Source organism: Nocardioides renjunii (assembly GCF_034661175.1).
GTDB classification, from domain to species: domain Bacteria; phylum Actinomycetota; class Actinomycetes; order Propionibacteriales; family Nocardioidaceae; genus Nocardioides; species Nocardioides renjunii.
Genome location: NZ_CP141058.1, coordinates 14348 through 40245 on the forward strand (window position 1 = coordinate 14348; position 25898 = coordinate 40245).

The window sequence follows — 25898 nt, forward strand, 5'->3', positions numbered from 1 at the left end:
CCGTGGAGATCATCGACAACATCAACCGTTTGCTTGGGGATGATCTCAAGCAAACGATAAGCCGCGGCTCCAAGGTCAGGGTCGCTGCTTCAACGTTCTCGATCTACGCGTTCGAGGCACTACGCAAGGAGCTGGAGGGCGTCGAGGCACTGGAGTTCATCTTCACGGCGCCGACTTTCGTCGCCGGCCAGGCCACTGACAAGGTCAAAAAGGAGCGCCGGGAGTTCTTCATCCCCCAGGCCAAGCGCGAGTCCAGCCTCTACGGTTCGGAGTTTGAGATCAGGCTCCGCAACAAACTGACACAGCGGGCGATCGCTCGCGAATGCGCTGACTGGATCAAGACCAAGGTCACATTCAAGTCCAACACCACTGGTGCCCCCATGCAGCAGTTCGCCGTTGTCGACAACGAAGCGGCGTACACACCACTTCAGGGCTTCACCAGCACCGACCTCGGCTACGAGCGTGGCGACGCCGTCTCCAACCTCGTCAACAAGATCGACGAAGCCCCGCTCACCGCGGCCTACCTCCAGACCTTCGACGCCATCTGGAACAGCCCCCAGCAGGTCCAGGACGTCACCGAGTTGGTGCACGAGCACATCGCATCTGTCTACGCCGAGAACAGCCCCGAGCGGGTCTACTTCCTGGTGCTCTACAACCTCTTTGCGGAGTTCCTCGAGGAGGTGAGCGAAGACGTCCTGCCAAACGACCTGACCGGCTACAAGGACACCGAGATCTGGAACCGGCTCTACAACTTCCAGAAGGACGCAGCTACGGGAATCATCAACAAGTTGGAGACCTACAACGGATGCATCCTCGCCGACAGCGTTGGCCTCGGAAAGACCTTCACAGCGCTGGCAGTGATCAAGTACTACGAGCTCCGCAACAAATCGGTCCTAGTGCTGGCGCCCAAGAAGCTCGAAGACAACTGGACGACCTACAACAGCAACCTGACGACCAACATTCTCGGCAAGGACCGGCTCAACTACGACGTCCTTGCCCACACCGACCTCACTCGGACGAGCGGGTACGCCGGCCAGATCCGTCTCGACCGCCTCAACTGGGGCAACTACGACCTTGTCGTGATCGATGAGTCTCACAACTTCCGCAACGCCGACTACGCCGAAGAGAAGGAATCACGATACCAGCGGCTTATGAGGCAGGTAATCCGACAGGGCGTGAAGACCAAAGTCCTGATGCTGTCGGCCACCCCGGTCAACAACCGATTCCTCGATCTCAAGAACCAGCTCGCGCTGGCGTATGAAGGCGAGTCGGAGAACCTCTCGTCCAAGCTCGACATCTCTACCACCGTCGAACAGGTCTTCCGTCAGGCGCAACTTGCCTTCAGCAAGTGGTCGACGCTGCCCCCGGAGGAGCGCACCGCCAACTCGATCCTGTCGATGCTGGAGTTCGACTTCTTCGAACTACTAGACGCGGTCACCATCGCCCGAAGCCGCAAGCACATCCAGGCGTTCTACGACACCGCTGAAATCGGCGTCTTCCCGAGTCGGCGGCCCCCACTGTCGCTTCGGGAGCCCCTCACAGATGTCGAGCACGCCCCGACGTTCAATGAAATCTTCGAACAGCTCCAGGAGCTCACCCTCGCGATCTATGCCCCCCTGTCCTACGTGTTCCCGAGCAAGCTGCAGAAGTACGTCGACCTCTACAACGTCAGAGGCGGCACTGCCCGCGGCAACCTAGATCACGCTGGTCGTGAACGCGGCATCCAGAAGCTCATGACCGTCAACCTGCTCAAGCGGTTGGAAAGCTCGGTCGAAGCCTTCCGGATCACGCTCAACAAGGTTTACACCGCCGTCGACGCAGCCCTGGCCGTCATCGACGATCACGACATCGCCATGGAAGACCTCGCGGCAGCCTTCGCCGACATCGGTGCCGAAGACGACGACTTCGAGGTCCCCGAATCCGGGAGCGTCGGCAGGAACTTCCAGGTAGAGCTGGCCGACATGGACACGGTGTCATGGCGACGAGACCTGTGGAACGACCGCGAGACCCTGAGCGAGCTCATCGACGAAATGGAGCGCATCACTCCAGACCACGACTCCAAGCTCCAGCGCCTCATTCAGCACGTCGGAGACAAGGTCCAGCACCCGATCAACGACGGCAACAGGAAGGTCCTGATCTTCTCGGCTTTCGCCGACACGGCCAACTATCTCTACCGCGAACTGGCCCCGACTCTCTCGGAGGCAGGCCTGGAGCTGGGCGTCGTGACCGGCAGTTCGAACAGCACCTCGCTCGGCAAGGGCTTGGACTTCCAAGAAATCTTGACACTCTTCTCGCCACGGTCGAAGGACAAAGCGCTTGTGATGCCGGCGGAGAGCCGCGAGATCGACGTCCTCATCGGGACGGACTGCATCTCCGAGGGCCAGAACCTCCAGGACTGCGACTACGTGATCAACTACGACATCCACTGGAACCCGGTGCGGATCATCCAGCGGTTCGGCCGCATCGACCGCATTGGCTCCACGAACGCGACCATCCAGTTGGTCAATTTCTGGCCCGACATCTCGCTCGATGAGTACATCAACCTCAAGGAGCGCGTTGAGAACCGCATGGTGATCGCGGATCTCGCGGCGACCGCCGATGACAATGTGCTCACCCAGGAGGGCAGCGAGACCGCCTTTCGGCGCGAACAGCTCCGCAAGCTGCAAGAAGAAGTGATAGAGCTTGAAGACGTCCGGACGGGCGTCTCGATCACGGACCTCGGCCTCAACGAGTTCCGCATGGATCTCCTTGCGTACGTGAAAGAGTACGGCGATCTCGGATCCTCCCCAAAGGGCCTCCATGCGGCTGTCCCCGCCGACCTCACCAAAGGACTCAAGCCCGGAGTCATCTTCGCCCTTCGGAGCGTCGACGAAAACGTCGAAATCAACCGGCACAACCGACTGCACCCCTACTACCTCATCTACCTCGATGAGTCCGGCCATGTGATCACGGACCACACGGAGGTCAAGCACCTCCTTGATCTCGTCCGTAACAGTTGCCACGGAGTGTCCGAGCCAGTGCCAGCGGCATACCACGTCTTCAACAAGGCAACCTCGGAAGGAGCCGACATGACGGCGTACTCCGACCTATTAACCCAGGCGATCCGGTCGCTGATCGATATCACCGAGGAGCGCGACATCGACAGCTTGTTCTCCGGGAGCAAGACCACGGCTCTGACGCAGACGTTTGCCGGCCTTGAGGACTTCGAGCTACTCGCGTTCATCGCCGTGGTCGATCCCGCCACCCGATTTAATGGATGACGCCGGGCCGCTCTTCCGGTGGCCGTCCAAGGGTCGCGTGGGTCGCACCATCCCGAAGGAAAGGCTATACGCCGAAGCGCGCATCACCAGTCGGGTCAAGCAGCGATTCGTCGAAGACCTCCAACGCGTCACCTGGGCGTACAAAATCGGTGAACAGGCACTGCCACTCAAGCCATGCGACTCGATGACGGAGTTTCAGATCTTCGAGGTAGAGCTCAAGGCGGACGATGTGGCAGACCAGGTCCTGAAAACGATCGACGGAGCAGTCCCATCACCTGTGATCTTCGAACTAATTCGGAACCGCGCCGGCCACGCCGAGATCCAGGTGGCCGCTGCACGCAAGGAGCTCGGCCAACGTGGGCCCAAGCTCAGCTCCTACTTCCGCAGCCACTGGGGACCTGGGGACGCCGTGCGTTCCGATCTACCAGCAGCGCTCGACCTCGGCGGGCTCTATGACGGAGTTCTGGCCGCCCTCTTGCCGCTCAGCGCACGTCCGGGTGAAGACCTGTCGGAGGCTATCGGCAGAATGACGCGGGTCGCCCAACTCGAGCGTGAGATCGGTGCACTCGAGCGCCGGCTCCGCAACGAGCGCCAGCTCAACCGCAAGGTCGCGCTCCGGCGCGCCCTCAAGACCAAGCAAGCAGAACTCGAGCAGCAGAGGTAACTGGTGGAGAAGCTCCGCATGACGTCCCCCGATATGACCGCGGCCAATGTCGACAAGATCGCCCAGCTGTTCCCCACTGTGGTTACCGAGTCCCTGAACGGGCACGGCGCCCCCGTTCGCTCCGTCGACTTCGACTTGCTGCGCCAAGAGCTCTCCGACCACGTTGTTGAGGGTCCGCAAGAGCGTTACCAATTGGACTGGCCCGGCAAGCGAGCGGCGGGCCTCGCAGCCAACGCCCCCATCGCCAAGACCCTCCGCCCGGTGCGGGAAGGCTCTGTCAAATTCGACACCACCCAAAACCTGTTCATCGAGGGCGACAACCTCGACGCCTTGAAACTGCTGCAGGAGTCTTACCTCGGCAAGGTCAAGCTGATCTACATCGACCCGCCCTACAACACTGGCAACGACTTCATCTACGACGACGACTTCGCCGAGTCGATCGCCGACTATGAACGACGTGCTGGCGAGCGCGACGCCGAGGGCCGACGCATGGTTGCCAACACCGAGGCCAACGGGCGCTTCCACTCAGACTGGCTCTCGATGATGTACCCCCGCCTCAAGCTCGCGCGCAACCTGCTGCGCACCGACGGCGTGATCTTCATATCTATCGACGACCACGAAGTCGACAACCTCCGCAAACTTTGCGATGAGGTCTTCGGAGCCCAGAACTTCGTTGCACAGATCATCTGGCAGAAGGTCTTTGCGCCAAAGAACTCCGCGCGGTGGTTCTCCGAAGACCATGACTACATCCTGGTGTACTCCCGCGACGCACAGTCCTGGACGCCCAACCTCCTCCCGCAGACCGAGGAGATGCTTGCCCGGTATAGGAACCCCGACAATGACCCGCGCGGACCTTGGACTTCATCAGACATGGCCGCTCGCAACCGCTACGACGCGGGCCTCTATCCAGTCACGACGCCATCCGGGCGCGCAATCGAAGGTCCCCCACGCGGAAGCTACTGGCGCATCTCAGAAGCGAAGTTCAGGGAGTACGACGCGGACAAGCGCATTTGGTGGGGCGTAGATGGTTCGAACGTCCCTCGACTGAAGCGATTCCTCTCCGAGGTGCGGGCAGGCAAGACACCGCAGACCCTGTGGACCTACCAAGAGGTCGGACACACCCAGCACGCGAAGAAGACTCTGCTCAAGTACATCCCTTTCGAGCACACCGAGAACGTGCTCAACTCGGTCAAGCCAGTAGAACTGCTGCAGCGGATCCTGCAACTGGCCACTGCGCCGGAATCCGACGACATCGTGCTCGACTTTTTCTCGGGCTCCGGCACGACGGCCCACGCTGTGCTGAAGCAGAACGCAGAGGATGGCGGCCGCCGCCGATTCATCGGTGTCCAGGTCCACGAACCTCTGCGTATCCCAGAGCCCGGGTTCGACTCGATCCTTGGCATGAGCCTGACCCGGATCAAGAACGTTGCCGAGGAGCTGATTAATCAGCCCAGCCTCAGTGGCACGCCCGATACCGGCTTTCGGCTACTGCGAGTCGACACCACCAACATGGCGGACGTCCTGCGCACCCCTGACCAGACGGATCAGGAGGCCCTCGCCGGGCTAGACGACAGCGTCAAACCCGGGCGGAGCAACGAGGACCTGCTCTTCCAAGTCCTACTCGATTGGGGACTTGAGTTGACGATGCCGATCTCCCTAGAGAGGCTCCATAGCCAAGAGGTGTTTACGGTCGAGGATGGCGCGCTAGTTGCCTGCTTCGACTCCTACGTCAGCCCTGACGTAGTGCGCACGATGGCCAAGCGTCAGCCGCTCCGGACTGTATTCAGGGACTCAGGCTTCGACTCGGATGCCGAGCGGATCAACGCCGAGCAGATCTTCCGGGAGCTCTCCCCCTCGACCGACGTGAAGGCGATCTGACATGGAGCGACTGGATCTCACCTCGCACGACACGCTCGAGGAGAACCTCGTCTACCTGGCCGATCGTTTTCCACATGTGATCACCGAGTCCTTGGCGGCTGACGGCACGCTCGTCAGGTCCGTCGATTGGGATGCCCTCCGTCAAGAGTTCAGCGAACGGGTCGTTGAGGGTCCCGCCGAGCGATACCAGCTCACGTGGCCGGGCAAGCGTGACGCATTGCTGGCGGCAAACGCTGCAACAGCCCGGACGTTGCGGCCTCTGCGACAGGAGTCGGTGGACTTCGACGCGACACAGAACCTCTTTGTCGAGGGCGACAACCTTGAGGTCCTCAAGCTTCTCCAGGAACCGCTGCTCGGCAAGGTCAAGATGATCTACATCGACCCGCCGTACAACACGGGAAGCGACTTCGTATACGCCGATGACTTCGCCGACTCACGACGGGCCTACTTGCAGCGTTCCGGGCAGGTCGACGAGGCGGGCACTCACTTGGTGTCGACCTCGGAGACCGGCGGTAGATTCCATTCGGCGTGGTTGAGCATGATGTACCCGCGGCTGAAGGTCGCGCGCTCGCTCATGGCCGAGGATGGCGTCGGGTTCGTCAGCATCGACGGTAACGAGGTCGCGCAGCTCAAACTGTTACTCACCGAGATCTTCGGGGCCGGCAACGTCGTCGCAACGATTGCCTGGGTGAGCAACCTCAAGGGACGTCAGATCTCCGACGGCGGTCCTGCGGGCACCCACGAGTACATCCTCTGCTTTGCCCGTAATGCCGAGGCCATCGGGCAGTTCCGGGGCTCCGGGGCCGGGTTCCGCAAACTCATGCCGGATGTCTACAAGGGTGCCGGCTATGCGCTCAAGCACGACGCCAAGGGACCGTACGTAACAAAGAACGAGCTCTACAACACCAACTCGAAGTTCAACGAGCGCACCGCCCCGACGATGATCTTCCGGATCCACTACAACCCAGACACCGCAGACGTGAAGGTCAGCGACATCGACGATCCCACGACGTTCGAAGGCTTCATGACTGCAATGCCTCACACCAACGCAAGACCGGGGCTGAACTGGCACGCGTGGCGCTGGAGTCGCGCCAAGATTCTGGCCGAGCCCGAGGACCTCGAGTTCGACACCAGCGGCGGCAAACTCCGGATCCGCACCAAGATCCGCGACGTCGACGGAATGACGATGAAAGATGTCATCATCGGTCCGTCGACCGTTACGGGCCAGGCCGACTTGGAGGCACTCGGACTCGGTCGGCTCTTCGACACACCCAAGCCAGTCTCCCTACTGGAGACGCTTGTGTCGGTCGCGACAGAGCCGGACGATATCGTGCTGGACTTCTTCGCCGGCTCGGCAGCGGCTGCGGAAGCGGTCATGCGCCGCAACGCTGACGATGGAGGCAACCGTCGATTCGTCATGGTCCAACTGGATGAGCCATGCGCTCCCGGCAGTCCCGCAGCCGATGAGGGCTATACGACGATTGCGGCTATCGGTCGAGAGCGGGTTCGGCGAGCCGGAGTCGCGCTTGTGAAGTCGGGGTTCGCCGGAGACACCGGGTTCCGTGCCCTAAGGCTGGACAGCAGTTCCCGCTCGGACGTCGAGCTCACGCCCGACGAGACCACCCAGGATGTCCTGCTCACGTTCGAAGCAACGGTGAAGCCGGATCGTACCGAGGAGGATCTTCTCTTCGACGCACTGCTCGACCTTGGCCTGGACCCCGGCCTGCCCATCGAGCAACAGCAGGCTGCAAATGGTGCGGTCATTTACAACGTCGATGACGGTGCGCTTCTGGCTTGCTTCTCCTCTGAGCTCGGCAGCGAACTACTCACGACAATCGGCAAGGCCGAACCGCTCCGCGCGATCGTCCGCGACTCGGCATTCGCCTCCGACTCCGAGCGGATCAACGCCGAGCAGCTCCTCAAGCAACTGAGCCCTAGCACGACCCTGGCGACGGTGTAGGTAGACAATGAAGTTTCAGTTCAAGGTCCAGCAGTACCAGACCAAGGCCGTCGACGCCGTTGTCGACGTGTTCGCCGGTCAACCAAAGGCAGACGGCATTTCCTACCGGATCGATCCAGGTCGCACCCCGAAGTCGGCCAAGGCTGATGAAGGGCTCTTCGCGGATTCCGGCTTTCGGAACGCTGAGATCGCGCTGAGCAAGCCGCAATTGCTCGCGAACGTCCAAGAGGGGCAGCGCACACGCAACCTGCCGATCTCCAAGGAGCTCAAGGACAGCAAAGCTGCACCGGGTGCGCCCAACCTGGACGTCGAGATGGAGACGGGTACGGGCAAGACCTACGTCTACATCAAGACGATCATGGAACTGCACAAGCGCTACGGCTGGTCGAAGTTCATCATTGTCGTGCCCTCTGTCGCGATCCGCGAGGGTGTCAAGAAGTCGTTCGACATCACTGCCGAGCACTTTCAGCAGACGTACGGCACTAAGCCGCGCTCCTTCATTTACAACTCCTCCCGGCTGCACGAGATCGAGCAGTTCAGTTCTGACGCTGGCGTGCAGGTAATGATCATCAACATCCAGGCGTTCAACGCGGCAGGCAAGGACAACCGTCGCATCTACGACGTCCTGGACGACTTCCAGTCGAGGCGGCCCATCGACGTCATCAGCGCCAACCGGCCCATCGTGATCATCGACGAGCCGCAGAAGATCGGAGCCGCGAAGTCGCTGGAGGCACTCTCGCGGTTCAAGGCACTTTTCGTACTGCGCTACTCAGCCACCCATAAGGTCGAGCACGTCAAGGTCCACCGACTGGACGCGCTGGACGCGTACAACCAAAAGCTCGTCAAGAAGATTGCCGTGCGAGGCATCACAGTGAAAGGCCTCAACGGTCTTTCCGCGTACCTCTACCTGGATGCAATCGAGGTCAAGAAGGGCCAACTTCCCAGTGCCCGCGTAGAGATGGAGGTCGCCACCGCTAACGGGCAGATCAAACGACAGCCCAAGCGAGTCATCAAGGGCAGCCGACTGCATGACCTCGCCAACGGCATCGAGGCCTACAAGGACATCGTCGTCACCGACGTCAGCGCCATCGACGACACCATCACCTTGAGTAATGGCGATGTGGTCGTGGCTGGCCAGCTCGCCGACCGAGACGTCACTGAAGAGACCAAGCGTCGCATCCAGATCCGTGAGGTGATCCGCGCGCACATCGATAAGGAGCGCGACCTCTTCAGCCAGGGCATCAAGGTGCTGTCGCTGTGCTTTATTGACGAGGTCGCGAAGTACCGCGACTACGAACGCGAGGACGCCCTGGGGGACTATGCCCGTGTCTTCGAGGAGGAGTACGCGCAAATCGTCCAGGACGTCCTCGACGAGCTGGAACTGGACGAGCCCACGGGGGCGTATCAGGAGTATTTGCGCCGCGACCGGGTCAGTGCAGTTCATGAGGGCTACTTCTCAGTCGATAAAAAGACCAAGCGGCAGGTGGATCCAACTGTGGCTAGGCGGGGGGAAGACGCGGGGCAGTCGACGGATGTGGATGCATACGACCTGATCCTCAGGGACAAGGAACGCCTCCTCTCCTTCGAGGAGCCGGTGCGTTTCCTGTTCTCCCACTCAGCGCTGCGGGAGGGCTGGGACAATCCCAACGTATTCGTCATGGGCATGCTGAAGAAGAGCGACAACACGATCTCGCGGCGCCAGGAGATTGGACGTGGTCTTCGGCTCGCGGTCGATCAGCACGGCGAACGCATGGACAACCCCATCACCGTTCACGAGATCAACAAGCTGACCGTCGTGACCGATGAGTCGTACACCGACTTCGTCGACGGCCTTCAGAAGGAGATCGCCGAGTCGTTGGCTGCCCGTCCTCGCAAGGCGAGCGTGAAGTACTTCGTGGGCAAGACTTACCGGACCGAGGACGGCGAGAGCGTCGTCGAAGACGTCCTTGCTCAGGCCCTTTACAAGTACTTGATCAAGAACGACTACCTGAACGATGACGACACCGTCTCCGACGGCTACAAGACCGCGAAGGAGGAAGGCACGCTAGCTGAGCCGACCTCTGACGTACTCAGGCCTGTGATCGACTTCGTCTGGCCGCTGGTTGACGCGCTCTACATCGACTTCCCGCTCCCGACCAACGACCGCAAGCCCAAGAAGATCCCCCTTAACGAGGCCAACTTCGCAAGGGAGGAGTTCAAGGCGCTTTGGAGCCGCATAAATCAAAAGGCCGTCTACCAGGTCGAGTTCGACTCCACCGAGCTGATCGCCAAGTGCGTACAGGCACTCGACAAGCACCTCAACGTCGCGGCGATGCAGTACGTGATCCAGGCAGGTTCGCAGCGAGACACCCTTGGGGTGGACGACCTTGCCAATCGCGCTGGCTTTGACCTCGGCCGCACGGCAACACACACCGAGACCGTCTCTGCTGGCTCCCAGGTGAAGTACGACTTGCTCGGTGAGATCACCGAGAAGACCCAACTAACCAGGCGCACGGCCGCAGCGATGCTAAGCAAGGTGGCGCCGGAGACCTTCGCCAAGTTCCGCCTCAACCCTGAACAGTTCATCTCCGAGGCAGCGCGGCTGATCAACGAGCAGAAAGCGACTGTGATTGTCGAGCACCTGGCGTACGACGCACTCGAGGACCGGTTCGACGCCGCGATCTTCACGCAAAGCCAGACCGCGCAGGACTTCTCCAAAGCGGGGGAGAAACTCACCAAGCACATCTACGACTACGTGGTGACTGACTCCAAGATCGAGCGCGCCTTCGTCACGGAGTTGGACACCAGCGCGGAGGTGGCGGTCTACGCGAAGCTGCCTCGCGGGTTCTTCATCCCGACCCCGGTCGGCGACTACAACCCCGACTGGGCAGTCGCCTTCACTGAGGGAAGCGTCAAGCACGTCTACTTCGTTGCCGAGACGAAAGGATCCCTGTCAACCCTCCAGCTCAAGGGCGTCGAGGAGGCGAAGATCGATTGCGCGCGCAAGTTCTTCGCCGCTCTTAGCGAGAAGCAGGATCAGAGCGTCAAGTACGACGTCGTCACCGACTACACCGAGCTGATGCAGTTGGTGGTGGGCTAGGTGACCTCGCCGGTTCCAGCTGGACTACACAGGTGACCACCCTTCGTACTCAGCGTGGGCGGCCAGGTGACGACATATCGACCGCGTAGCCCCTGGACAGCCATTCCATAGATCGAGGGCGGGGCGAAGCGTCGGTCTAGGTCGAGGCACGCGGCCTCGCTCTTCATCTTCGCCAAGAGGGCATCGGCTGGCAGCGGTCACAACTCACAAACTCAAGGCCCACGCGCATCGCGTTTGACCGAACAATGACGAGTCCGTAGGTCGCCGCTCTATCCCGTGCATCGGAGCCTTCAAACCGAGCGGCACGCATGCTACGAAGGTCCGTAGATCGGTCCGCCCCTCGGGGCGGGCCGAGCGTCATTTCAAGGCTAGGTGACGAGTGCTGACGGGCGGTGACGAGGCCGATGCACGGTGGAGTGAAGTTCTATCGGGGCTCTGCGGCCGCCGCGCGCGCCTACGTCGAGGCCGACCACTCGCGCGCCGATGACTACTACTTGGCCGAGGGAACGGGTCTGGCCGAGCACTACATCGCCGGCCGTGGCGCGGTGCGGCGGGTCGGTGATCTCGACGGCGCGGCATACGAGCGCTGGGTCGCCGGGTACGACGTGCTGACCGGCGCGGCCAAGGGTCGGCTGCGTGACGACGCACGCGGGCTGCGGTTCGTCGAGGTCGTCGTCAATGGGCCGAAGTCGTGGTCGCTGGCCGCGGCGCTGCACCCCGACATCGCGGCGGCGTACGACGCGGCGATCGATCGAGCGGCTGGTGAGGTGATCGGGTGGGTGGCCGAGCATGCCACCACCCGGGTCGGGCCACGTGGCCGGCAGGTGCAGGTGCCGGTGGAGATGGTCGAGGCGGCCGTCGTGCGCCACTACACCTCGCGCGCCGGCGACCCGCACCGCCACCTGCACGTGCAGATCAACGCACGCGTTTTCGCGGCCGGGGCGTGGCGTGGACTGCACTCGGTCGGTGTCCTGGACAGCATCGAGGCGCTCAACGGGATCGGGCATGCGGCCGTGATGTGCGACCGGCAGTTCCGGGCGGCGCTTGCCGCGCGCGGCTACACGCTCGACGACGACGGCGAGATCCGTCAGCTCGCGCCGTACGCCGGTGGGTTCAGCCAGCGCGCCGCCCAGATCAACCGCAACGTCGACCGGTACGAGGCCGACTGGCGAGCAGAGTATCCCGGCCAGGAGCCGGGGCCGCGCCTGCGGCGTACCTGGGACCGCCGTGCCTGGGCCGACGCACGACCGGACAAGGTCGTGCCGCACAGCGGCGCCGACCTCGTCGCCGCGTGGAACAACGAGCTGCGCGACCTCGGGTTCACCTCACCATCCATCCCGGCGACCGAGCCGGGTGTCCAGATCGGTCGGCTCAACCGCGACGTCGCCGCGGACCTCGTGCTCAGCCGGCTCGGCGCCAAGCGGTCGGCGTGGAACGCCGCCGACATCCGTGGCGAGGCCGAACGGCTGGTCGCCTCCGTCGGGGTGGTCGCCGACCGAGCGATCCGGCACGAGCTGGTCAAAGACATCGCCGAGCGTGCCCGAACACAGTGCGTGCCGCTGCTGGACCGCGACGACGTCCCCGAGCACGTCCGGAGCCTGACGTCCGATCGAGTCCTCACCGTCGAAGCCGATCTGGTCGACAGCATTACTCGACGCGCCGCTCAGCCGGTGAGCGGCGCTGTCCGGCTCCGCGGCATCGAGCATCTGGACCGGGCCCAACGGCGCGTCGTCGCTGCGCTGGCCGGGGACGCCGGTCTGCTGGTGATTGAAGGCGCGGCCGGCACCGGGAAGACCACGACGCTGGCCGCCGCACGCGACGTACTCGACGACGCGGACCGGCGGCTCGTGGTCGTCACCCCAACCCTCAAGGCCGCCCAGGCAGCACGGCAGCAGGTCGGTGCCGACGCCTTCTCCGCCGCCTGGCTCATCCACCAACACGGCTACCGCTGGGATGGCGATGGCCACTGGTCGAAGACCGACGCCGCACCCGAGGCCCGCGCACGTCTGCTCCCAGGCGACGTCCTGCTCGTAGACGAGGCCGGCATGCTGGACCAGGACACCGCCCGCGCACTGTTCGCGATCGCCGATCGAGCACACGCAGTCGTCGCGCTCCTCGGCGACCGCCACCAGCTGCCGGCAGTCGGTCGCGGCGGCGTCCTCGACCTCGCCGCCCGCTGGGTGCCACCCACAGGCCACCTAGAGCTCGAGTCCGTGCACCGGTTCAGCGATCCCGCGTACGCCGACCTCAGCCTGCTCATGCGCACTGGCGAGCGGCCCGGTGAGGTCTTCGACGCCCTCCTCGAGCGCGGGCAGTTCGTCCTCCATGCCAGCGAGGTTGAACGCACAGCAGCACTCGCCGCGATCGGCGCCAACCATGCTCACACGGGTGCCAATGATGGTGACCTGCTGGTCATCGCCGACACCCGCGACCAGGTCGCTGCACTCAACGCCGCCATCAGCGACTGCCGCCACGGCGCCGGCGCGCCGCTCGGTGAGCAGCAACGTGAACAGGCTGGCGAGCCCTCTGGTGAGCGGGCTGGTGAGCCCATCACGCGCCGTGGTGAGCGGATCGGTCTCGGCGACCGGGTCGCCACCCGACGCAACGACCGCGACCTCGCGGTCGCCAACCGGGACACCTGGACCGTGGCCGGGATCGGTCAGGACGGCAGCCTGCTCGTCACGGGCCGCGCCGGCCAACGCGCGCTGCCCGCCAAGTACTTCCGCGAGCACGTCGAGCTCGCCTTCGCCACCACCGCCTACGGAGCCCAAGGCGAGACGGTCGACTCCGCTCACCTTGCGCTCGGCGAAACCACCGGCGCCGCCTCCGCGTACGTCGCCATGACGCGAGGGCGCCACCACAACGTCGCCCATCTCGTCGCCGACACGGTCGGCGACGCTCGCAGTCAATGGGTCGAGGTCTTCAGCCGCGACCGCGCCGACCTCGGGCCCAGCCACGCCGCGCACAGGGCCGCGAACGACATCGACAGGCACGGACCCAGTGCGCCGCCAGCGCCCATCGGACTGCAGGCCGCGGCGCTGCGCGATCGCCAACAGCGGCGGCCGGAGCCGATCCCGACCTCCCCGCCCACTTCCCACGGGATCGGTCGCTGACCAACTTCCTCGACTCGAGTGATCGCCCGGAAAGGCCTGAAGGACATAGGAGACCGGGAGAGGCACCCGTCTCGACAGCGGCGGTCACCAGATGCCCGATCCGCGAGCGCGCGGTTGCTTCTCCGGCCAGGTCGCCGAATCCGTCAGCGGCCACGACGAAAGGCGACGTGATGGTGACACCCATCGGCATCCCCGACGACTGGGACGACAACAACCTGATCCTGTTCGAGGAGTTCTGCGACCTCATCCGCACACCACAGCGCACCGTCCGCGACTGGCGCCGCCGAGGCGTCGGCCCACGCTGGACCCGCTTCCAAGGCGTCGGCCGGCTCTACATCACCGTCGCCGAAGCCCGACGTTTCCTTGCCGCCGCCACCGACCCACGCGCGGATGGGCGATCCGATGACTGAGCGACCTCCCATCCCGGTCTACCTCAGCCTCGACGAGGCCGCCGAGGCCATGTCGGTCTCGGTCAAGACCATCCGCCGCTGGATCGCAGCCGGCACCCTCCCCGCCTACCGCTGCGGCAAACGGGCCATCCGGATCAAGCTCGAGGACCTGGAGGCGACTCCGCGGCAGATCCCGTCAGCGCGGTGGTGATGCAGCAGAACGTCGACTCAATGGTAGGTCTGTCTGAACCCGACCGACGTCCACACGGATCGATCAGGCTCGATGCCCGCCAGGCCGATTCGAGTGCCGGACAGGATGTTCGGGCACGTGCCTGACGACTATCACGGCCTCGTTGACCGCCGCAGCATCAGAGTCAGCCGCGTCACCAGAATTGACCAACTAGGCCGACTCGCGAGAAGGCTGCCGCGGCGGAGTGACTCGACTTAACGCGGGTCGATCGGAACGCGGCGTCAGCGATCGCTGCGCTCAATTGCGCCCCGCAGACCGCGCCCTGCGCGGTTCGAGGAACGACTTACGAGCGGTCCGAGAAGTTGTAGAAGAGGCAACGGAAGTCGATTGAGTTCTTCCGCCACAACCTCTTCGCTTCGGACCCATACGGCGTCCGCACCTACTGTTGAGCGAACGGTGGAGTCAGGCGGCTTGACCTGACCACTGCCGGCGCCGATCCAGCCAGGGTGGCCGAACAGCCGGGTCGACCAGCCATCTGCCCTCATCACCATCCAAATGCGGGTTCGGCACGCACGTTGACAACACTGTCAATGTCGTCAGTCGACTCGGTCTCGCAACTCGCCGTGCAACTGCCCCATCTGACCGCCGACCAAGGTCCAACCGTCGATGAGCAGCGGCTCGGGTCGACCGAGGAAGTAGGCACGTGAACGAGCCCGCCTTCGAGTGTCGGCGGTGCCTATTCAGACGACGTGACTGCCTTGGCGTGGGCCGAGGAGCTTCCCTGACCGGCTGTCGCGGACCTGACCCGTGTATCCGGCCTTCCGAAGGACGACGAAGCTGCACGCGAATAGCTCGAACTGGAGGGCCGCGGTCTTGTCCTTCAGGTGCAACCCGCCTGGACGCCCGTGGATGATGTCGTTCCGGACCGACGTATAGGCGCGAAGCTCGGCGGCTGTCGCTGGCACGCCGAACGTCTGCAGCAGCTGGGCGAGCCGGTCGCCAGCGGGTGGGAAGAACAGACGGGAGTCGATCTTCGGCAGGTCGCTCTCCCAGGTCGTTCCTGGCGCCTCCTGTGCGGCGACGGTGGCCAAGCCCAGCCGGATGGCGTCCTTCTGCGGCTTGGTGAGGTTGTAGCTGTTCTTCGTAGGCGGAAGGAAGGAGTCCGCGAGGAACTCCAAGGTCATCGCGCCGCCGGCGATTCCCGGCTCCAGGTCGCCACGGATCGCTGCGAGCGAGTCCATCGCGACCTTCAGCGCGTGCTGCTCTGGTCCTGGGAGGGCATCCCAGGCGGGGGCGACCTCGTCTAGGAAGCGTGAGAGAACGACCATCATGTGGACCGATCGGCGTGGTCGCGAGACCAGACTGCGGCCAAGGTCGAGCAGACGGCCGACTCGCTGCTGCGGGTGCCAGAGACCGCAGAGGGTTGGCCGCGCCCCGGAGTACAGCTGAAGCAGGCGGCACACCGGGTCGAGGAGAAACAGTTCCGCGTCCCGGCCCGACGTCGGCTTCGAGAACGCGAGTTCGACGCGAAGCAGTCGAGCGACGTCGGGTTGGAGATCGGCCCTGCGCCATGTCGCCCATTCAGCCGGGGCGCGGAAGGAGCCGAGCGTAGGGCGTCGCGCCCAAGCACTGATCCCCGAATAACGGTCCGGCACTGGGTACGCCGCCAGCGACACCTCAACGTCGGACACGCTGCCATTCCAGTGGTCACTGAGCGCGAACGGGCCGATCAGATGCGCAACCCAGTGCGTCGATGACACGGACGCGTCGCCGATCTCGACGAGCTCCGCTGTTCCAGTCAAGTAGGAGTCGATGTCGTCGTCGTCAGTCCGGTGATTGAAGAACACGCCGTCGATCAGGACGGGTGGGTTTGTATCCGCCTCGACGTGCCGCACCTCGGGCATAAGGCCGGCGGACTGGGGCCAGCGCTGGTTTTGAAGCGGTACGCGTGGCCGCATGACCACACGCAGGTCTCTCCCTCGCAGGGCGTCGTAGGTCACCGTAATGGAGGCGTCGACGTCGACGACCCGACAGGGAAGCGCGAGCTGGCACGTTCCCAGACGCAACCCGAGAAGAACCTGTTCTAGAGGGCCGTCTGGGTTGACACCCACGGCCATCTGTTCGAGGCCGATTCCTGTCCGCTCCGTCCACGTGGCGGCCAGCGACGCCATTCGACGCTGGAGATTCGCCCTGCGAGCGGTCTCGTCTCGACGTCGGGCTAGGTCGAACAGGCGGGCGCTCACTCGATCCTGCAGTCCCGCCACCCATTGATTGCGCATGGTCGAGACTAGGACACCGCGACGATCCAAGCCCTACAGCAACCCTCGCATTGCAGCGTCGCCGACTTCATACCGGTCCTCGGCTCCAGAAACGTCATGCGCGGCGGCGGAAAGTTGAGCATTCGCGGTCAGCGCTGGTTCTCTGCACGACCGAGATCGCCGACAACTCTGAGTCGGACGACTACTCACTCCCACTACGCGTCGCAGAGGTCATCCATGAGTTTGAGTTCGGCTGGGCCTGGACCTGCGCCTGCCATACGGAACAATAGTGTTCGAGCTGGAATGGCCGAAGCGGCGGTGCAGGACCTCGGGCCCGTCGAGCTCGCGCACGGTTCGTCGCGTCCTCAAAGAGTTGCCGGCGGTGTTCGCCGAGCCGCTTCAGGCCTATGGACCAACCGCGTCCACGTGGTCAGACCGAGCAATGTCCTGGCCGTCCACCACGCCCTGTGGACCTTCAGGCGGCCACGGGGCATCTGCAGCCAAGGGGTATGAGCCCAGCAGCAGGTCCTGCGCACTTGGCGGGTGACGCACCCGAGACCGTCCGGATCTCGGCTAGCTTCGGAAGTTGAACGGCACGCTGACAGGCGGTTCAAGGACTCATCGCTGCAGGTCGGTGGACGGACTCTCCGTGCCATTGGGACGAGTTGCGTCGGTGAGGTCCTCAGGCTCGCCCGGGTTTCCTCGCGCGAGAAGCACGTGGCCGACCGTTAGCGCCGGGTCGTTCTCGATGAACTCGACTACAAGCGTCCCGTCAGCGCCGAGACCGACGGCGACAGCGTTCGGGCGCCCGTGCTGCTTCACCTTCTCCTCCCAATGCTGACGCATTCGCCGGCGCAACGGGCGCCCGGAGTTCAGTTGGTCGACCATGAGCGTCACGCTGTAGTCGGCGAAGACGAAGGTGCATGCGGACCACCCCACTTCTCGGGCGCGAATCGTGGTGTGGCTCATTGCGTCCACAAGCCTCTCGCGCACCTCGTTGTCGCCGTTGAGAATGAGCAAACTCGCGGTAAGCCAGTGGTCTGGCCGGTCCCGTGCGAGGGCAAGGAGCAGCTGCCGGATCTCATCAGGCATCGGTTGTTCGGGCTTCGGGAACGGCTTGCGCAAGACTCCGGCACGGCTGAAGTACCAGGTATCGATGGGGCCCGTGAAGGAAGTCAGACGTAGCACGTCTGGCGCATCCGGTCGTTCGAAGATGTCATCGAAGAACAATCCGTGGGCGAGGTAGTTGCCGACCCAGTCCAACTCGTCGTGCGTCTCCACCCTTTGTTCCGCCTCCAGTCGGAGCCGCCGGGTGATGTAGTGCACCAGTTGGGCACCTTCGAGGAGGTCCGTCACCGCCATGAGGTCCGTCAGAGAAAGCACCCACGGCACCTGAGGAGTGTCGGGCAGAGCCACGAGGCGTCGAAGCTTGTGTGTCTGGGTGGCCCAGACGGTGACATCGTCGAGGCAGACAACGATCTCCACAGACAGGGGCGCCTCAAGCGCTGCAGCTTGGTCGGCGTTGAACCCTAGTTCGGCGGATGTGTGAGCCTCGAGGGCGTCGGCGAGGCGGGCATGCTGGTGGGCAGCGTCGTTGATGACTGTCTTCACGTCCTCGGCCATCGAGGGTGCCCCACGACGGGCGGGAGGAGAGATACGTCCGGCTTTGGCTTGGATGCGGGCACCGAAGTCATCAACGCCTACCAGACCGTCTAGGTCGCTCGAGTCGTCGTCTGACGCCCACTCGACCCCGACCCAGGACTTCGCACCAGGCAGGGCCCCAGCGATCCTTTCAGTGGCCGTGCGTTCGACCCATATGGCCCGGTGTCGCTCATAACGCGCCCACACCCTGCCCCCCGCCTCCCTGAGAGCGTCTTCCATCACCGGCCGTAGGGCCTCCCAAAGTGCCGTAGGCACGGGCACTAGGTAGCCGTTGGGGACTTCGAGGACCGGACGCTGCGTGATCGGGTGACCACCAGCCGGTTGCCGGTGGAACATCTCGTTGTAAGCGTCCGATGGGCAGGTGAAGGCCTGCAGCCATGCGTCAGCCGATGCTTCATCGACGCGGACGGTGCGCCTGTGACCCGGGAAAACACGGGCATCGAGTGACTCATCGTGGTCAGCGCCGCGGTGGGTTTGGGCGCTGAGATCTGCTGCGGTGACGGTCATCAGGGGCAACGCGTCCTTAAGCGCCTCCATCTGCAGGCGCTTCTTCAGCCAGTTCTTCTGCTGGGTGGGGGTAAGCGCGGCCATCCACTTGGGAAGGAGTCGCTTGAGACGGAGCCTCTTTAGAGTCTTCTCGTGGCTGGCGTAGTTCGTGAACATCGTCGCGAGGCGTCCTTCAACCCGTTCGACGATGACGACGTTCACAGCCTCCGAGAGTGACCAGGCTTCATCTGCGGTGAACCCCAGGATGGTCTTGCAATCTGCGTCGAATGGACCAAGGCACCCGTCCAGCACGGCGGCTATGTGTTCGGCATAGGCCGCCCCGCGAATGTTCAGTGACTGCAGGAGGGTCTCTCGGCGGAAGTCCTCGAACCCGACATCCACTCCTGGCTCGTTGACCTTAAGGATCGATCGCATGTACAGCAGGTCGGTCGACTGCTCGAAGAGTTCACGGACGGCTCCGATGGCACGATTCGTCGTCGCGTACGTCTCATAAGCGGCAGATAGCCAATGCGGCTCTCCGCCGTGATGTGTTTCGGACTCGCTCTCCTGCACCGCCGCAGCAGCGTCGTTCTCGCTCGTGCTGGCGTCGGCGTCACCGCCGGTGTAAGCCGTCGTAGTGGTGGCGGAGCTCGGTGTGCCGTTGCGGCCAGCGGTTTCCTCAACGTCGTCTGAGACCTTCACCGCGGGAGGATTCGCCTGGGCGCCCAGCGCGGTTAGTGCCAGGAACTCGATGTGGGTGGGGAAGTTGGTGTCGTCCGTTTCGCGGTAGGTGTCCGGGTCTTTGTAGAGGTAGACAGCGCTAGCGTGCGCGAGGATTTCGAGCGGGTCGGCGTCTGCGAGAACGCTGTCGAGTCGGTCTCGGGTCGACTCTCGTGCGGCTTCGAGTTCGGTGACCCCCACACGGAGTGCTTCGAGCCGACGTCCAAAGTCTTCTGGGTCTGTGTGCGACTCCATGAAGATGTGACGACCTACACGGATGGCCGAACCGCCCTCGAACTCGAGCGTCTCAACCTCTTCGTCTGCTGGGGGCTTGCGACTCCCGCCCGCCCCACCGCCCCGCTTCTTCGTCATGGGCGTCATTCTGTCGACATCAGCCGACATCTCCGATCGTGCACTCCCCGGCACGATGCGTGCGCGTCAAGTCAACCTCCCCTAGCCAGCTGATTCCCAACCGGCCTGGGTGCATCAGATGTGCCATCTCAGCAGGTTGTTGAACGGATCGCGGCGGTATGACGCGCCGGTATGACGCGCGCAACTGCCCGCGGATCCTCTTGAATCGCTTCGCTAGGCACAGGCAACATTGCTGGCCAACAAGGCCCTTGCTGAACGGGCACGCTACCGCCAGTCTTGCGGCGTGACCTCGGCTCAAGGCGCCCGCGCCAAGATCGCGCGCGCGCTCGAACTGTTGCTTCAACTCGACGATGAGCTTCACAACTATCTGGACGCCGATCCCATTCGCCTCCAGCAGGAGATTCAACCCGACGGCGAGACGCTGGTCATCGCACTCCGGGTGACCGACCCCGCTCCATTGAACTTGGGTTTGCTGGTTGGCGAGATCGCGCACCAGATGAGGTCCGCCCTGGATCACCTCGCGTATGCGTTGGTCTTGGCGGCTGGCAACACGCCCACGCGGCGCACTGCCTTCCCCGTCCTAACCACCCGCCCCGCCGGTGGCCTCCGGATCGAAGGTGGTGTCTCACCCGCAGCCATGGCAGCGGTTGAAGAGTTCCAGCCCTACCAGCGAACGGATGCGGCGGCACATCCGCTCCATCGTCTGACGGAACTATGGAACATCGACAAGCATCGGCATCTGCACCTCACTGCGCTCTTCGCTACCGGAACGCAAGTGTTCATCAGCATGCCGGATGGATCGGCGATGGTCGGCGGCCAACTCCAAACAACTGCGGTCGGAGATGACGGGGTTCTAGGAGTGTTCCGTTTCGAAGGTGGTGAGATTCATCCGGACCTTGAGGTTACGGCGAGCGGCTCGAACTTCATCGCGCTCGGAGATCAGGGCCCCTGGCCTCACGACCAGCCCGTGCAACTGCTGCTTGAAGAGTTGCACCAGTACGTCGCCCAGGTTGTACTGCCCCGGGTCGAGGGGCTGTTGCGGACCTCGTAGTGCCTCGGCAGCGAGAGCGACTGTCCTTCGTTCAAGTCGGGTCTCTCTACCCTCCCTTAGAGGAACCCAGGCGCTTCGGTGCCGGATCACGCCGACTGACCCATTGTGCGGCCGTCATCTCGACGTGGACCGAGCGCGCAGCCGCAGTTTCTTAGCTTTGCCGGCCCCGGGATCGCTGCATCCAGGCGCGGCCCTTCTCGACGATCTGAATCGTCGCCGTGACCGGGCCCATTCTTCGGGTGCGGCCATCGAACACAGCGGGTTCGTCATGGAAGCGGTTCACAATCGGGTTCGGGTAGTGGAAGAACTGAGACCGAGCCGCGAACCCATCGTCCCTCCACTCGTAGCGGACGCCGAGCGGTCCGACGTAGGCCACGAAGATGTAGTTCGTGAACCGCGTGAATCCCTCGTCGGTGCGAACTGCATCGGGGCTGATTGTGAGTCCGTCGGGGTTGGCTTTCCGAATACTCGCCGTGGTCACCAACGCCATGTGAGCGTCCGTCATGTCGGAGTCACCATCCAAGAACTGCCGCAGCGAGTCGGGCACGGGAATTCCTGTACGAACCATCCGACAGCCAAAGTGCTTGGCGTAATAGCGCGCCAAGTCGAGGTTTCGCTCTGGCCATGAGTAACCGTAGAGGCGCTCCAAGTTTGCGCCTGGCAGATACGGAGACCAAACGTCGCTGGCGAACCGGGAGTACTCATCGTACGCCGTGTCGAACGGTTGCGATCTGTCGTTGTTACATGGTGCACAGAGCGACTTCACGAACTTGACGACACCGTAGCGATCGCGCGCGGCGCCGCCCTTGCCTCGGATAGGACGAACGTTGCCTTCGTGGTCGCGCCAGTAGGCCAAGTCGTCAGTCATCATCCTCGTGAGGTCGGTGCGCTTAAACTTGTGCTCCCCAGTGGTTGCTGGCCGTTCTTGACACCACCAGCAGGTGCCCGTGTCGGCGGTGAGTAGATGTGCAACCTGCTCGCGACCGAACGGGACGCCTAAGAACGAATATTCGGACACACCGCCAATTGCATCATCGAACGGGGAGATTCGTCACCTAACGGACGGGGCAGCCACTCGCGCCGACAATCCCGGCAAGGCTCTGACGCCTAAGTCACCGCCTACAGGCGCGCAGCGACCCTTACGCTAAAGCGCGGATCGTCTTGAAGCCTGGCCAACAGGCTCGATCGAGCCACACGGCGGCTTGCAGTTGCGCGCTTCCGGGCGCTCTCGCTGTGTTTCCCCGCGCCCTCGTTGTTTTGACATGTCACCAGCTCGGCTGCGAAGGCACGGCGCACACGCGGATCAGGGTCGGATGCGAGGCGATCACCCACTGCGGCTGGCACGGTAGTCCGGGCCCAGAGGATGGCAGCAAGGGACCTGAGAGCCCACCCCTGCCCGCTGAGGAATCCGATGTCAGGGGCCATCGATTCACCTAGTCGTTGAAGAGCACGAGTAGTCCAAACCTCCGATGCAGCCGCATCGCCGATCAACGAAAGGGCGGCCGAACGTACCCGCTCCTTCTCGGACGCCGTCTTTGCAAGACCAGCTGCGACGTATGCAGCCTGGGCACGGCTATCAGTCTTGCCGGTGATCCTGAAGCCGCCAAGTGGATGGGCGAAGCGTGCATCGGAGGCATCGGTCACGTATCGGGGTGGCGATACGACCAACGCGAGCGCCTGCTCGAAGAGCTCTTTGGCAGTCGTCCTAGCGCGGGGAGGCGCAAGATTCGAAGCGGCCAGGAGGTATGCCCCACGGTCAATTGAATCAACGTGCAAGTCAGCGGCGTTGGCGAGCATCCGCCTCAGCGCGGCCACCTGATGGGTCGGCGAAAGGCTGCGCACGAGAATGGAATCCGAAAGTGCGCCCGCCCCCGGTCCCACTGTGGTCACCCCTGGCACTGACTCGAGAGATGCTTCCAAGCGAAGACGAGCTTCGTGTGCTTCCTCGACTGTGATCTCGCTCGGACGTTCAGCGGCCAACGTCTCCCGAGCCCAGAGGTTTCCATTCTCGGCCAGGGCCTCGAGCAAAGGTCGGGCCTTGTCCATCCGATCTGTAACGGCGGCATACGCCTTGTCCTTGCGCGAGGTGGATGAACGCGCTAGGTGGGCCACGAGGTGTGATAGAGCCCTGTCCTCCAACTCCAGGTGCGTGCTGAGGATGCCCGCCACCGCTTGAGCCTCGTCATCGTCGTGGTACCGATAGTGGTTCTCGTCCACGGCCGGTTGGGATTCGAAGAACGCAAGAACGCATTCCGCCTGAACGTCATCCAGACGTTCCGAAAGCCCCCCAATTGCGGCGATGGCACCCAGGAACCGGGAGTCCATCGTCACGGTCATGTCGACCAGCTTGTTGGCTCGCGCCGATTGCAGGTCTCGAACCACGGCGTCCGCGACGACGGCGGCATAAGCATCCGGGACGAGATCAGCTTGATGCGCCAACAATCGGTACGCGGCTCCAACGACCCAGTAAGGCTTTGCGTCGAGATATTCAGTCACGTCGAGGTAAACATCGCCGACCTCACTGGCAAGACGCTTAAGACCGCCAGTGTTGCCGGCACGCACCAAGTGATGAGCGGCTTCACCTGGCTCGCCAGATGCCTGCAAGACGTCCGCGAGGACGCGACGAGCCCTGCTCTCACCCGCCCAGTCGGCAAGAGTGACGGCGTCCCGAAGTGCTCGCTGTGCCGCGATGGCGGCCGGACGGAGCTTGTCCTCACCCAGTTGGGTCAACGCTTGCTCCAGGGCGTCCTCGTCGCGCGGCAGAACAGTCGCATCAGGCCCCTTGGCGAGCAGCGCCGTCTGAATTGGCAGCAACTCCTCGCTCGTGAACAGCCTCCACCTAGTGCGAAACGCTCGGCGGCTGAACGTCCACGTAGCAGCGTCGGTCCAGTGCTTCGCCAGACAGGCAGCTCCAGACGCCTCGTCCCAAGCGAGGTCCGCTCCCTCGAAGTTTTGCTGACCTGCGAGGTGCCTCGCGTGCCTTGCATTCACGAGCCCGATGAGCTCGTGCCCGAACTTTAAAGTTCTCGCATCCTTAAGAATCTCCGTCCAGCGACCGGACCCCTCGGCGGCGAGAAGTCGCAGGCGAACTCGCAACACATCACCGTCCCGTTCATCCGCAACCCTGTCTGCAAGTTGGCGAAGTCGCGTCGCGTTTGCGGCCAACCAAGGTTGATTGTCGTCCGACAGGGCGATCTCGCCCGCTAGGGCGGCGAGCCGTGCTCGGTCGTCTGGCTCGCCGGTCAAGAGTTCCTTAAGGGGCGGTACGTGTGCGACAGGATTCTCGTACAGTGCGAGAGCAGCCTCGGCGACGGCAGAATGATCTCGCGCGGCACTTCTCTTCACCTGCATTGCAAGTGTGCGAATCTCGCTGCCCGCGATGCTGGCATGGATGCCTTGCCCCTGACCTAGCGCGGCCCAGAACTGGTCCAGCCTTCGACGAGTTGCATCAGTGCCTCTACCAACGTCAACCAGGAGCGACGCCCGGAGCGCCTCATGCCGTGCCGCATGGCCGGCGAATCCTGCCTCTTCCAGAGCACCCTGGGCGCGATTGACTAGATCAAGTGCGTGCTGAGGGCTGGCTCCAGCAAGGCGCTTGGCCTCGTCAATCATGACGCCTGCTCCTGTGGTGACCTCAGGAGTGCGTGCCATCGCCTCGCGGATGGCAACGACATCATGGCTCGGTACGACTGTGGTTCCGACGACGAACGGCCTGCAAAATGCCTCGGCGACCAGATTGCCGAAGTACTCGATGACGATGTGAGGCGCGCCCTTGAGCATGACGGAAAGTTCTCGCTGGTCCCACATGATGAGGTCAATTGGCCTCAGTTCTGCGCGGAGCGCCTTGAATCGGTCGACCGCAGCTGTGCTCCTTACTTGGCAGCTCACCGCAATGATGAACTTTGAGACGGGAAACGGCCGCGTCGTGGATCGGAAGGCGTCCACGGCCGCAGCAATTCTGGCGGGCCCAAACTGCTTGACGTCTTTGCTCTGCAGTGCGATGCCAGAACCATCAGCCTCCTCGGCGACCATGTCGAGTCCAAGTTGCTTCTGGCCGGGCAGACCGTAGATCTGTGGATTTCGGAGACCTTCGACGTCGCGCAAGACACGCCAGAGAAGTCCCTCGAAGTCAGTCCATTCGAGTTGGTCAAGAGGCAGGATGTCGAGGGTTCCTCGCACCACGACAATTGGCCTGCTCACCGGTGGCCGCTCGATTACCGAGTCGATTCCTGCTCGTTCCCATGTCCCGACCTGCGATGTGGCCATCAAGTTCCCCGCTCTCCGACTGTTGGAGCAAGTCTGACCGAGGTAACACGGAATCGTGGCAGTCACTGACACAAAGGCCGCTTGATTGTTGGCGACGTGTGGCCTCGCCGGCGAGACGCAGTCTGGGCTTGCAGTCTCCTGCCCGATTCCCTCGTGCCGCCTAGACGCCAGCGACGTACGCGGTGAGGAAGTGGACGCCGTGGCGGTCGAGGTTTGCGCAGGCACGGTCGTAATGCTCCGTAGGTGCCGACCGAGGACGCCATCAGCCCGGCCTGTCCGATGTGCCGGATGTATAGCTCGATGTGGGTGCGCGGGATCCCGGGTGGGCGGGTCGAATGCGTTGGTCTCGCACCAGGCGAATAATTGCCGCAGCTGGGAGGCGTACATGGGGTGTGGGTACGCCCGGAGTAGCGAGCGAGGTACGACACGGCAGCGAGCTGGGCCGGCGTCATCGCGTCCGGTTTGAAGGGCAGGAGGGTGTTCACGGATCTCACCTGGCGGGTCGGCCAAGCCTCGCAGCGTTCGCCGCACAAATGGCGAGAGGCGCTTG

The 25898-nt window shown here is 63.3% G+C and carries 13 protein-coding genes; 9 read left to right on the top strand and 4 right to left on the bottom strand.

The genetic code is table 11. The features are described from left to right. Nucleotides 1-2 precede the first annotated feature (2 nt). From SHK17_RS00075 to SHK17_RS00110, 8 genes are all read left to right on the top strand, one after another. Entirely contained in the window at nucleotides 3-3260 is a 3258-nt protein-coding gene (locus SHK17_RS00075; protein WP_322920644.1) for a helicase-related protein, read from the top strand. After that, entirely contained in the window at nucleotides 3253-3924 is a 672-nt protein-coding gene (locus SHK17_RS00080) for a DUF4391 domain-containing protein (RefSeq protein WP_322920645.1), read from the top strand. The genes SHK17_RS00075 and SHK17_RS00080 overlap by 8 nt, the downstream gene beginning before the upstream one ends. A gap of 3 nt (nucleotides 3925-3927) precedes the next feature. After that, complete coding sequence (locus SHK17_RS00085) at nucleotides 3928-5802, top strand: site-specific DNA-methyltransferase (protein WP_322920646.1); 1875 nt, start codon at nucleotides 3928-3930, stop codon at nucleotides 5800-5802. A 1-nt stretch (nucleotide 5803) separates the two neighbouring features. Continuing rightward, entirely contained in the window at nucleotides 5804-7762 is a 1959-nt protein-coding gene (locus SHK17_RS00090) for a site-specific DNA-methyltransferase (RefSeq protein ID WP_322920647.1), read from the top strand. Nucleotides 7763-7769: 7 nt separating this feature from the next. Beyond that, nucleotides 7770-10841, top strand: coding sequence for a type III restriction-modification system endonuclease (locus SHK17_RS00095; protein ID WP_322920648.1), 3072 nt, complete (start codon nucleotides 7770-7772; stop codon nucleotides 10839-10841). 416 nt (nucleotides 10842-11257) lie between these two features. Then, a complete protein-coding gene (gene mobF, locus SHK17_RS00100; protein WP_322920649.1) occupies nucleotides 11258-13954 on the top strand; it encodes a MobF family relaxase in 2697 nt (898 codons plus the stop codon). 170 nt (nucleotides 13955-14124) lie between these two features. Further along, the gene (locus SHK17_RS00105; RefSeq protein WP_322920650.1) at nucleotides 14125-14364 is read left to right on the top strand and encodes a hypothetical protein; all 240 of its coding nucleotides are present in this window, start codon (nucleotides 14125-14127) and stop codon (nucleotides 14362-14364) included. Further along, a complete protein-coding gene (locus tag SHK17_RS00110; protein WP_322920651.1) occupies nucleotides 14357-14554 on the top strand; it encodes a helix-turn-helix domain-containing protein in 198 nt (65 codons plus the stop codon). The genes SHK17_RS00105 and SHK17_RS00110 overlap by 8 nt, the downstream gene beginning before the upstream one ends. A gap of 719 nt (nucleotides 14555-15273) precedes the next feature. On the opposite strand, the gene SHK17_RS00115 is transcribed toward SHK17_RS00110, so the two are convergent. Together SHK17_RS00115 and SHK17_RS00120 are read right to left on the bottom strand one after the other, a co-directional pair. Next, on the bottom strand, nucleotides 15274-16812 hold the full coding sequence (locus SHK17_RS00115) for a hypothetical protein (RefSeq protein WP_322920652.1): 1539 nt from the start codon (nucleotides 16810-16812) through the stop codon (nucleotides 15274-15276). A gap of 597 nt (nucleotides 16813-17409) precedes the next feature. Continuing rightward, nucleotides 17410-20031, bottom strand: coding sequence for a hypothetical protein (locus SHK17_RS00120; protein ID WP_322920653.1), 2622 nt, complete (start codon nucleotides 20029-20031; stop codon nucleotides 17410-17412). 229 nt (nucleotides 20032-20260) lie between these two features. Between SHK17_RS00120 and SHK17_RS00125 the strand changes: the two genes are divergently transcribed. Next, complete coding sequence (locus tag SHK17_RS00125) at nucleotides 20261-21082, top strand: hypothetical protein (RefSeq protein ID WP_322920654.1); 822 nt, start codon at nucleotides 20261-20263, stop codon at nucleotides 21080-21082. Nucleotides 21083-21233: 151 nt separating this feature from the next. On the opposite strand, the gene SHK17_RS00130 is transcribed toward SHK17_RS00125, so the two are convergent. Then, nucleotides 21234-21950, bottom strand: a complete 717-nt coding sequence (locus SHK17_RS00130) for a hypothetical protein (RefSeq protein WP_322920655.1) — start codon at nucleotides 21948-21950, stop codon at nucleotides 21234-21236. 251 nt (nucleotides 21951-22201) lie between these two features. After that, nucleotides 22202-25282, bottom strand: coding sequence for a hypothetical protein (locus SHK17_RS00135; RefSeq protein WP_322920656.1), 3081 nt, complete (start codon nucleotides 25280-25282; stop codon nucleotides 22202-22204). Between the last annotated feature and the right edge of the window lie 616 nt (nucleotides 25283-25898).

Bases quoted from the DNA above. Each gene is read 5' to 3' on its own strand.
- SHK17_RS00130 (WP_322920655.1), bottom strand. From the start codon at position 21,950: ATGACTGACGACTTGGCCTACTGGCGCGACCACGAAGGCAACGTTCGT.
- SHK17_RS00095 (WP_322920648.1), top strand. From the start codon at position 7,770: ATGAAGTTTCAGTTCAAGGTCCAGCAGTACCAGACCAAGGCCGTCGAC.
- SHK17_RS00115 (WP_322920652.1), bottom strand. From the start codon at position 16,812: ATGCGCAATCAATGGGTGGCGGGACTGCAGGATCGAGTGAGCGCCCGC.
- SHK17_RS00080 (WP_322920645.1), top strand. From the start codon at position 3,253: ATGGATGACGCCGGGCCGCTCTTCCGGTGGCCGTCCAAGGGTCGCGTG.
- SHK17_RS00090 (WP_322920647.1), top strand. From the start codon at position 5,804: ATGGAGCGACTGGATCTCACCTCGCACGACACGCTCGAGGAGAACCTC.
- SHK17_RS00105 (WP_322920650.1), top strand. From the start codon at position 14,125: ATGGTGACACCCATCGGCATCCCCGACGACTGGGACGACAACAACCTG.
- SHK17_RS00120 (WP_322920653.1), bottom strand. From the start codon at position 20,031: ATGACGAAGAAGCGGGGCGGTGGGGCGGGCGGGAGTCGCAAGCCCCCA.
- SHK17_RS00110 (WP_322920651.1), top strand. From the start codon at position 14,357: ATGACTGAGCGACCTCCCATCCCGGTCTACCTCAGCCTCGACGAGGCC.